This window comes from uncultured Microbulbifer sp., assembly GCF_947504145.1.
In the GTDB taxonomy this organism is placed as follows: Bacteria; Pseudomonadota; Gammaproteobacteria; order Pseudomonadales; family Cellvibrionaceae; genus Microbulbifer.
The window spans coordinates 1-409 of the sequence record NZ_CANNGQ010000016.1; the positions used below are offsets into that span (position 1 = coordinate 1).

Below are 409 nucleotides of genomic sequence, written 5' to 3' on the forward strand. Positions count from 1 at the left end.
ACAAGGTAAGCTGTCCCGCGGAGGGCCGAAGGCCCGGAGCAAATTGCCCGGCCTTGTTATGCATTCTTGGCACGGGCACTGGGTGCAGTACGATCCAAGAACTCTGCTGACAACCTCTCCAAATAATTCTTATCTACTAGGTTTTTTGAGCGGATTTGGAGTAACTGAAAAACAGCTTTTGAACGGCTGAGGTTGTCAAAAATACTGTCCATCTCACTACTGTGAGACTTCATCAGTTGATCGATTTCCATACATCGCTCACTGGGACAACTAGTATCATCATTCAGAATATTGCTTATATTACTAAGAGCCCGAAGAGAAAGCTTCTCCATTGCCTTCTCTCGAATCTCTTTAAATATTTCCCAATCTGACTCTGTCATGTTCGTGAACTTTCTGATGCATAACGCCC

1 protein-coding gene is annotated in these 409 nt (G+C 44.7%); it reads right to left on the reverse strand.

Going from position 1 to position 409, the window contains the following annotated elements; genetic code table 11:
* Positions 1-56: 56 nt before the first annotated feature.
* On the reverse strand, positions 57-409 hold a 353-nt coding region (locus Q1A74_RS18400; RefSeq protein WP_299599725.1), incomplete at its 5' end, for a hypothetical protein.